The following is an 8787-nucleotide window of genomic DNA, read 5'->3' on the forward strand; positions in this document are numbered from 1 at the left end:
GCACGCTCCTACGTCGACTCCCGCCGCACCAGCTCCGTCGGCAGGATCACCGCCGCCGGGTCCTCGCCGCCTATCTGGGCCAGCAGGACGCGCACCATCTCGGCGCTGATCCGGTCCCACGGCTGGCGGATCGTCGTCAGCTCCGGGCTGGCGGCGACGGCGGCGGGGGAGTCGTCGAAGCCGCCGACCGCCACGTCCTGCGGCACCCGGCGCCCCGCCCGGTGCAGGGCCGTGAGCACGCCCTGCGCCATCAGGTCGGAGGCGACGAACACCGCGTCCATGTCCGGGGCCTGCGCCAGCAGCCGCTCGGCGCCCGACTCACCGCTGGCCCGGCTGTAGTCCCCGGAGACGATCAGCCGCGGGTCGATCTCCACGCCCGCCTCGCCCAGCACCTCCTTGTAACCGGCGAGGCGCTCCACACCGCCCGGCGTGTCCAGCGGCCCGGTCACCACGCCGATCCGCCGCCGCCCGAGGGACAGCAGATGGCGCACCATGTCCCGCGCCCCGTCCCGGTCGTCCGCGGCCACGTAACTCACCTTCGAGCCCAGCCCGATCGGCTTGCCGCAGGCGACCAGCGGAACCCCCGCCGCACGCAGCTCCTCGGCCACCGGGTCGCCCGAGTGGCTGGAGACCAGCAGCACCCCGTCGACATGCCCGGCGGTGATGTACCGCGTGATGCGGCGCCGCTCGTCCTGCGTGCCGGCCAGCATCAGCAGCAGCGGGATGTCGTGCGCCGCCAGCGCCTGCGTACAGCCGCGCAGCAGGACGTTGAAGTTGGGGTCCTCGAAGAACCGCTCCTGCGGCTCGGTGAGCAGAAAGCCCACCGAGTCCGAACGACCGGTGATCAGCGAACGGGCGTGCCGGTTGACGACGTAACCCGTCTTGCGGATCGCGGCGTTGACCGCCTCCGCCGCGGCCGGGCTGACGTAGTGGCCGCCGTTGAGCACGCGCGAGACGGTGCCGCGCGACACCCCGGCCTCGCGCGCCACGTCGTGGATCGTCGGCGGCCTGCGCCTGCCCCCCGTGTTGCTCATGGTCATGACTTTACGGCCCCGGACAGCAGATCCAGGCTCCAGAACCGCTGCACGATCAGGAACAGCGCGACCAGCGGCAGTACCGCGAGCAGCGCACCCGTGATCACCAGCGTGTACAGCGCGGGGGTGTTGGCGCCCTGTTCGAGCAGCGTGTACAGACCGAGCGTGATCGGGAACTTCTCGTCGTCGCTGAGCATGATGTACGGCAGCAGGAAGTTGTTCCAGATCGCGACGAACTGGAACAGGAACACCGTCACCAGTCCGGGCACCATCATCGGCAGCGCGACCCGGGTGAAGATCCGCCACTCGCCCGCCCCGTCCATCCGCCCGGCCTCCACCACATCCGACGGCACAGCCGCGGCGGCGTAGATCCGCGCGAGGTAGACGCCGTACGGGGAGAGGATCTGCGGCAGCAGCACCGACAGGTACGAGTCCGTCAAGTCGGCCTCGGCGAGCAGCAGATACTGCGGGATCGCGAGGATCACCGGCGGCATCAGCACACCCGCGAGGAGCACGTTGAACAGCGTCTCGCGGCCCCGGAAGCGGTAGACCGCGAGCGCGTAGCCGCTGACCGCCGACACGCATGTCGACAGCAGCGCGCCGAGGCCGGCGTACAGGGCGGAGTTGCCCATCCACTGCCAGTACACGCCGTCGCGGTAGGCGGCCAGATCGGAGAGGTTCCCGGCGAAACCCGTGCCCGGCCAGAACGTGAACGTGGAGAACAGCTCGCTGCCGGACTTGGTGGACGCGATGATCACCCAGGCGACCGGCAGCAGGCAGTACAGCGCGCCGAGCAGCAGGGTGAGGGTGGGGAGCGGCGCGATCCGGCGGCGCCGCGGCCCCCGGGCGGTGTGCGTGGCGCGGGCCTCGGGTTCGGCCAGGGCAACGGTGCTCATCGGTTCGCCTCCTGCCGGTTGCGTCGGTTGGCGGCCCGCAGGAAGCCGAAGGACAGCAGCAGCGTGGCGAGCGCGATCAGCGTCGCCTGCGCGGCGGCCGCGTGGATGTCGCCGTTGCCGAAGGCGTCCTGGTACACCTTCATCAGCGGACTCCAGGTGGTGGACACGGAGTTGGTGAGCGGCTTGAGGGTGGTCGGCTCGTTGAACACCTGGAGCGTCGCGATGATCGAGAAGAAGAAGGTGAGCACCAGCGACGGCGCCACCATCGGGATCTTGATGCGCAGGGCGATCTGCAGCGGGGTGGCGCCGTCCAGCTTCGCCGCCTCGTACACCTCGGCCGGGACGGCCCGCAGCGCGGTGTAGATGACGACCATGTTGAAGCCGGTGCCGCCCCACACCGCGATGTTCGACAGCGCCAGATACAGCGGCCCGCCGTCCAGCAGATCGGGCCCCGGCAGGCCGAGCCGGTCGAGGACGAAGTAGAAGGGGCTGACGTCCGGCAGATACAGGAAGCCCCACAGCAGCGCCGCCACCACACCGGGGACGGCGTACGGCAGGAAGATCGCGAGCCGGGTGAAGGGCGCCAGACGCACCTTCTCGGAGTCCAGCATCAGCGCGAACAGCAGGGCGAGGCCCAGCATCACCGGCACCACGATGCAGCCGTAACCCAGCACGCGCAGCGCACCGTTCAGCAGCTCGCTGTCGGAGAGGGCGTCGGTGTAGTTCCGCAGCCCGGCCCACACCTCGGTGCGGGCGCCGGCGCCCAGCCCGAGCCCGGAGACCTCCACCTTGCGGAAGCTCAGCCAGACCGCGTAGCCGATGGGCAGGGCGAAGAACAGGACGAACAGAAGCGTGGCGGGGAAAAGGAAGAAGTAGGGGGCGCGGAGCGCTCGTTTGAGGGTGGTGGTGGGAGACGGGTGGGCGTACGGGGCCTTGCGGGCCCCGTACGGCCTCCGGCGTGCTGCGGAGGTCACGGCGCGACCCCGAAGCCCTGCTTCTTCAGGTCCGCCACCGTCGCCTCCTGCACGGTGTGCAGCGCGGCGACGAAGTCCGACTTGTTCTTCGCGGCGGCGCCGAAGGCGTCCTTGTACGACGTGTAGGCGACGTTGACGTTCGGACCCCAGGCGGACGGGGCCGTGGTCCCGGCGATCTCGGCCGCCTTCTCGTAGAAGTCGGGCTGGTTGGAGAAGTACTCCGGCGGCTCGCTGAAGGCACCGGAGGTCTGCGCCGCCGTGGAGGCCGGGTAGATGCCGCTCTCCTTGGCCAGCGCGGTCAGCGCCTCGCCGTCGGTGTTCAGCCATGTGGCGAACTTCGTGGCGGCCTCCTGGTGCTCGGAGTCCGTGGTCACGGCGGTGGAGGAACCGCCCCAGCTGCCGGTGCGGTTCTCGCCCTTCGACCACTGGGGGAGCGGGGCCATCGCCCACTTGCCCTTGGTGTCGGGGGCGGCCGTGGTCAGCGTGCCCGGCGCCCACACCGCGCTGACCCAGGCGATCTGCTTGCCGGTGTTGAGCGCCTTGTTCCAGGCCGGGGTGTACATCGGCTGGTCGTCGATCGCGCCTTCCTTCACCAGCCCGCCCCAGAAGTCGGCGACCTTGCGGGTGGCCTCGTCGTCGATCGCGACCTTCCACTGGTCGCCCGAGACGGTCCACCACTGGGCGCCGGCCTGCTGGGCCAGACCCGCGAACTGACCGGCCTCGCTGGCGGCGAAGGTGGTCAGATCCTTGTCCGGAGCGGCCTTCTTCAGCTTCCGCGCGGTCTCGGCGAAGTCCTCCCAGGTCTCCGGGACGGTCAGGCCGTACTTCTTGAACAGGTCCTCGCGGTAGTAGAACATCATCGGCCCGATGTCCTGCGGGACCGCGTAGACCGCGTCCGTGCCGAGCGTGGTCTGCTGCCAGACGCCGTCGGCGAACTTGCTCTTCGCCTCGCCCACCTCGCCGGATATGTCGGCCAGCGCGTCGTTGCTGACGAGGGTGGGCAGCGCCTGGTACTCCGCCTGGACGAGGTCGGGTGCCTTGCCGGCCTTGTGCGCGGTGAGGATCTTGGTGACCAGTGTGTCGCCGGACGCCTGCTTCTTCACCGTGACGGTGATCTGCTGCTCCTTGCCCGGCCCCTTGTTCCACAGGTCGACGACCTTGTCCATGCCGGGCGCCCACGTCCAGTACGTCAGCGAGACCGGGCCGGACTGTGCCTCGCCGTCGTCGTCCGACGACGAGCCGCAGGCGGCGAGTGCGGAGGCGCCGAGCGCGACGGCGACGGCGGAACTCACGAGGCGACGGCGCTTCGTGTACGGCATGGAACTCTCCCCTGACCTGGGGTCCCCGCCTGCTGCGGAGACCTGCCATGCTTCTGTGAGCGTTCACAGTAGAGAAACATCCCGGACACTTGTCAATGGTTGCTGCTGTGCGGTTATGTTGGGCTCGCAGCACCGCAGAGGTGTGTGTACGTTCACAATCGATCGATCGCAGCGGGAGCATCCATGCCGGAGACCACCCCCAGGGGCCTCACCGGGCTCGCCTTCGGCGGGGACTACAACCCCGAGCAGTGGCCGGAACACGTCTGGCACGAGGACGTCCGGCTGATGCGGGAGGCCGGGGTGACGATGGTCAGCGTCGGCATCTTCTCCTGGGCCCTGCTGGAGCCCGCGCCCGGCACCTACGACTTCGGCTGGCTCGACCGTGCCCTGGACCTGCTGCACGAGCACGGCATCCGCGTCGACCTCGGCACGCCCACCGTGGCACCGCCGGCCTGGTTCTACCGCGCCCACCCCGAGGCCCTGCCGGTCACCGCCGAGGGCGTGCGCCTGGAGTTCGGCTCCCGCGGCGCGATCTGCCACAGCAACACCGACTACCGCGCCGCCGCCGCGGCCATCACGACCGAGCTCGCCGCACGCTACGGCGACCACCCCGCACTGGCGATGTGGCACGTCCACAACGAGTACGGCGTCCCCGTCTCGGCCTGCTACTGCGACTCCTGCGCCGCCCACTTCCGCCGCTGGCTCCAGGACACCTACGGCACGGTCGACGCCGTCAACGAGGCCTGGGGCACGGCCTTCTGGGGCCAGCGCTACGCCTCCCTGAAGGAGATCAACCCCCCGCGTGCCACCCCGACCGTCGGCAACCCCGCCCAGGCGCTGGACTACAAGCGGTTCGCCGACGCCACGATGCGGGAGAACTTCCGTGCCGAGCGGGACATCCTGCACCGCCTCTCACCGGGCGTCCCGGTCACCACCAACTTCATGACCGCCCTCAGCCAGTGCGACTCCGTCGACTACTGGGCCTGGGGCCGCGAGGTCGACCTCGTCACCAACGACCACTATCTGATCACCGACGGCCGGCGCACCCACGTCAACCTCGCCATGGCCGCCGACCTCACCCGCTCCGTCGCGGGCGGCGCGCCCTGGCTGCTGCTCGAACACTCCACCTCGGGCGTCAACTGGCAGCCCCGCAACCCCGCCAAGGCCCCCGGCCAGATGGCCCGCAACTCCCTCGCCCACGTGGCCCGCGGCTCCGACGGCGCGATGTTCTTCCAGTGGCGCCAGTCCCGCCGCGGCGCCGAGAAGTTCCACTCCGCGATGCTGCCGCACGGCGGCACCGGCACACGCGTGTGGCGTGAGGTCGTCGAACTGGGCGCCGCCGTCGACTCGTTGCGCCCCGTACGCGGCACCCGCACGCGGGCCGACGTGGCGGTGCTGTGGGACTGGCACTCCTGGTGGGCGCAGAACCTCGACTGGCGGCCCAGCGAGGACCACGACGCCCGCGAACGCGCCGACGCCTTCTACGAGGCCCTCTACGACCGCCACCTCACCGTCGACTTCGCCCATCCGGAAGCCGACTTGTCGAGTTATCCCCTTGTCGTCGTGCCCGCGCTGTACCTGATGACCGAGGCGGCCGGGGACAACCTCCGCGCCTACGTCGAGAACGGCGGCACCCTCGTCGTGTCCTACTTCTCCGGCATCGTCGACGCGCACGACGCCGTGCACGAGGGCCCCTACCCGGGCGCCCTGCGCGACGTCCTCGGCCTGACCGTCGAGGAGTTCTCGCCGCTCCTCGCGGGCGAGCGGGTCCGGCTGACCGGGCCCGACGGGTCCGAGCTGGACGCCGACGTGTGGACGGAGTTCGTGGTCCCGCGCGGCGCCGAGACGGTGTGGACGTACGCCGACGGGCTCACCGCCGGACGCCCCGCCGTCACCCGGCACCGCCTCGGCGAGGGCACCGCCTGGTACGTCTCCACGCGTCTCGGGACCGAGGGGCTGGACGTCCTCCTCGGCTGGGCGCTCGAGGACACCGGGCTCGCCCCGCGCGCCGATCTGCCGCGCGATGTCGAAGTGGTCCGCCGCACCGGCGAGTCGGGCACCTTCGTGTTCGCGATCAACCACACCGCCACCGACGCCAAGGTGCCGCTGGACACCCCCGGCACCGAACTGCTGACCGGGGAACGCGCCGCGGGCCGTCTCGCGGTCCCCGCCGGAGCCGTCCGGGTCGTGCGACTCGACGACTGAGCACCACCCCTCCACCTCCTCGAAGGGACGACGATGCTCCAACCCAGACGCACCCTCACCGCCCTGCTGCCGCCGCTCCTCGCGGGCCTCGCCCTCACCGCCCTGCCCGCCCAGCACGCGACGGCGGCGAGCACGCTGACCAACGGCGGCTTCGAGGCCGACGGTTCGGGCGCGGCCACCCCGAGCGGCTGGTCCGAATACGGCGACACCGGCGCCTCGTTCACCGAGGCCGGCGGGCACAGCGGCGGCCACCGCCTCACCCACTGGTCGTCCTCGGCGTACAAGACGGAGACCTACCAGCACCTGTCCGGACTGGCCAACGGCAGCTACCGGCTCACCGCCTGGGTCCGCTCGGGCGGCGGCCAGAACGCCGCCCACCTCGCCCTCAAGAACTGCGGAGGCCCGGAACAGCGCACCGATCTGCCGGTGTCCGCGAGTGGGTGGATCCGTGTCGTCGTGCCGGTCCATGTCACCAACCATCAGTGCACCATCAGCGTCAACAGTGACGCGAACGCCGGCAACTGGATCAATGTGGACGACCTCACGTTGACGCCCGGTACCTCCGGTCTGCCGATCAAGGGCGCCGACATCTCGTCCTTGCCCAAGAGCGAGGCCAGGGGCGGTGTGTACCGGACCGCCTCGGGCGGCAAGGGCGACGCGGTGGCCATTCTGAGGTCCGCCGGAATGAACTACGCCCGCCTGAAGGTCTGGGTGAACCCGGCCGACGGCTACAACAACAAGGCCCGCGTCCTCGCCATGGCCAAGCGGATCAAGGCGCAGGGCATGAAACTGCTGGTCGACTTCCACTACTCCGACTCCTGGGCCGACCCGGGCAAGCAGACCAAGCCCGCCGCCTGGGCAGGCCACGGGTACGAGCAGCTGAAGAAGGACGTGTACGACCACACGCACGACGTCCTCGCCGCCCTCAAGTCCCAGGGCACCACCGCCGACATGGTCCAGATCGGCAACGAGGTCAACGGCGGCATGCTCTGGAACGAGGGCTCCACCGACAACTGGACACAACTCGCCGGACTGCTCAACTCCGGCTACGACGCGGTCAAGTCGGTCCACCCGTCCACTGTCGCCGCGCTGCATCTCGCCGAGGGCGGCGACCTCGACGGCACCCGCTGGTGGTTCGACAACGCGGTGTCCCACGGCGTGCGGTTCGACGCCATCGGCCTGTCGTACTACGGCTACTGGCACGGCTCGCTCGCCGACTTCCAGACCACCCTCGACGACGCGGCCGCCCGCTACGGCAAGCCGGTCTTCGTCGCCGAGACCGCCTACCCGTTCCGGCTGGACAGCGAGGACGGGCTCGAGAACATCATCGACCTCACCGAGGAACTGGTCCCGGGCTACCCGGCGACCCCGGCAGGACAGACGCGGTGGTTGAACGACGTGGCGAGCATCGTCGAGGCGGTGCCGAACGGGCGCGGGCTCGGCGTCTTCTCCTGGGAGGCCACCTGGACCGCCCGCACCGGCAACGGCTGGGACCCGGCCGACCCGTCCTCCGGCAACGGCTGGGAGAACCAGGCGCTGTTCGGCTACGACGACCGCGCGCTCCCGGCGACGGCATGGTTCCGCCACCGGTGAGCTGTTTCAGGGCGGTTGAGGCCACGGACGGTTCCGGTCCCGGACAGGTGTTCCGCTTCACGGGACGTGGAGGGCGGGGGTGCGGGACAGTGGAGGGGCCCGGAGGGGAGGACGCCCGGGCGGAGGTGGACGACATGCTCAGGACACCCGTCGACGGGACCCGGATGCACATTCTGACGTGGCTCAAGGAGCCCGTCCGCGCCGACACCGGCGCCACGGCGGAGGACGTCGCCGCCCGGTTCGGCCTCTCGCACCCGGTTGCCCTCACCCACCTCCGCCTCCTCACGGCGACCGGCCTGCTGCGCACCACCCGCCTCGGCGGCCACCTGCACTTCCGCCGGGACGAGGTCCGCATCGCCGATGTGTCCCGCCGCTTCGAGAAGGGCTGGTAGCCCGCCCTTGGGGTGCCCGCGTGGTCTCGGGGTGCCCGCGTGGTCTCGGGGTGACCGCGTGGTCTCGGGGTGCCCGCCCGCCCTTGGGGTGCCCGCCCGGCCTTGGGGTGCCCGCTCGTCCTTGGGGTGCCCGCCCGGCCTTGGGGTGCCCGCTCGTCCTTGGGGTGCCCGCCCGGCCTTGGGGTGCGCGCGTGGTCTCGGGGTGCTCGGCCCGGATGCGGGGGGCCCGGCCGGTCCCGGGGCAGTTGGCCCGACCCCAGCGCGCCAAGCCCGACCTTGGAACGCTCGCCCGGCCTGTGAGAGCCGGTCCGGACTTGGCGCGCCCGGCCCGGACTCGGGGCGCCCATCCGAGCCGGGACTCCGCCCGCGCCGCC

7 protein-coding genes are annotated in these 8787 nt (G+C 71.0%); 3 read left to right on the top strand and 4 right to left on the bottom strand.

Annotated features, from left to right (window positions below):
- Nucleotides 1-8: 8 nt before the first annotated feature.
- From N4P33_RS13330 to N4P33_RS13345, 4 genes are read right to left on the bottom strand one after another with little or no spacing between them, the layout of a single operon-like run.
- A complete protein-coding gene (locus N4P33_RS13330; protein ID WP_260826609.1) occupies nucleotides 9-1040 on the bottom strand; it encodes a LacI family DNA-binding transcriptional regulator in 1032 nt (343 codons plus the stop codon).
- Entirely contained in the window at nucleotides 1037-1930 is an 894-nt protein-coding gene (locus N4P33_RS13335; protein ID WP_260826610.1) for a carbohydrate ABC transporter permease, read from the bottom strand. The genes N4P33_RS13330 and N4P33_RS13335 overlap by 4 nt, the downstream gene beginning before the upstream one ends.
- Nucleotides 1927-2904, bottom strand: a complete 978-nt coding sequence (locus tag N4P33_RS13340; protein WP_260826611.1) for a carbohydrate ABC transporter permease — start codon at nucleotides 2902-2904, stop codon at nucleotides 1927-1929. Before N4P33_RS13340 ends, N4P33_RS13335 begins: the two co-directional genes overlap by 4 nt.
- The gene (locus N4P33_RS13345; protein ID WP_260826612.1) at nucleotides 2901-4223 is read right to left on the bottom strand and encodes an ABC transporter substrate-binding protein; all 1323 of its coding nucleotides are present in this window, start codon (nucleotides 4221-4223) and stop codon (nucleotides 2901-2903) included. The genes N4P33_RS13340 and N4P33_RS13345 overlap by 4 nt, the downstream gene beginning before the upstream one ends.
- A 183-nt stretch (nucleotides 4224-4406) precedes the next feature.
- Here N4P33_RS13345 and N4P33_RS13350 point away from each other — a divergent pair, with 183 nt between their 5' ends.
- The 3 genes from N4P33_RS13350 to N4P33_RS13360 all read left to right on the top strand — a co-directional run bounded on the left by N4P33_RS13350 (nucleotide 4407) and on the right by N4P33_RS13360 (nucleotide 8413).
- Nucleotides 4407-6428, top strand: coding sequence for a beta-galactosidase (locus N4P33_RS13350; protein ID WP_260826613.1), 2022 nt, complete (start codon nucleotides 4407-4409; stop codon nucleotides 6426-6428).
- Between the two features lie 33 nt (nucleotides 6429-6461).
- Nucleotides 6462-8021 (top strand): arabinogalactan endo-1,4-beta-galactosidase, encoded by a 1560-nt coding sequence (locus N4P33_RS13355; protein WP_260826614.1) that lies wholly within the window; start codon nucleotides 6462-6464, stop codon nucleotides 8019-8021.
- A 134-nt stretch (nucleotides 8022-8155) separates the two neighbouring features.
- Nucleotides 8156-8413, top strand: coding sequence for a helix-turn-helix domain-containing protein (locus N4P33_RS13360; RefSeq protein WP_260826615.1), 258 nt, complete (start codon nucleotides 8156-8158; stop codon nucleotides 8411-8413).
- The last annotated feature ends 374 nt before the right edge of the window (nucleotides 8414-8787 follow it).

Origin of the sequence: Streptomyces sp. 15-116A (assembly GCF_025290915.1) — a bacterium.
In the GTDB taxonomy this organism is placed as follows: Bacteria; Actinomycetota; Actinomycetes; order Streptomycetales; family Streptomycetaceae; genus Streptomyces.

What these genes read in the sequence shown, in the direction of transcription:
- N4P33_RS13330 (WP_260826609.1), bottom strand. Translation starts at nt 1,040, where the DNA reads ATGACCATGAGCAACACGGGGGGCAGGCGCAGGCCGCCGACGATCCAC.
- N4P33_RS13335 (WP_260826610.1), bottom strand. Translation starts at nt 1,930, where the DNA reads ATGAGCACCGTTGCCCTGGCCGAACCCGAGGCCCGCGCCACGCACACC.
- N4P33_RS13345 (WP_260826612.1), bottom strand. Translation starts at nt 4,223, where the DNA reads ATGCCGTACACGAAGCGCCGTCGCCTCGTGAGTTCCGCCGTCGCCGTC.
- N4P33_RS13350 (WP_260826613.1), top strand. Translation starts at nt 4,407, where the DNA reads ATGCCGGAGACCACCCCCAGGGGCCTCACCGGGCTCGCCTTCGGCGGG.
- N4P33_RS13355 (WP_260826614.1), top strand. Translation starts at nt 6,462, where the DNA reads ATGCTCCAACCCAGACGCACCCTCACCGCCCTGCTGCCGCCGCTCCTC.
- N4P33_RS13360 (WP_260826615.1), top strand. Translation starts at nt 8,156, where the DNA reads ATGCTCAGGACACCCGTCGACGGGACCCGGATGCACATTCTGACGTGG.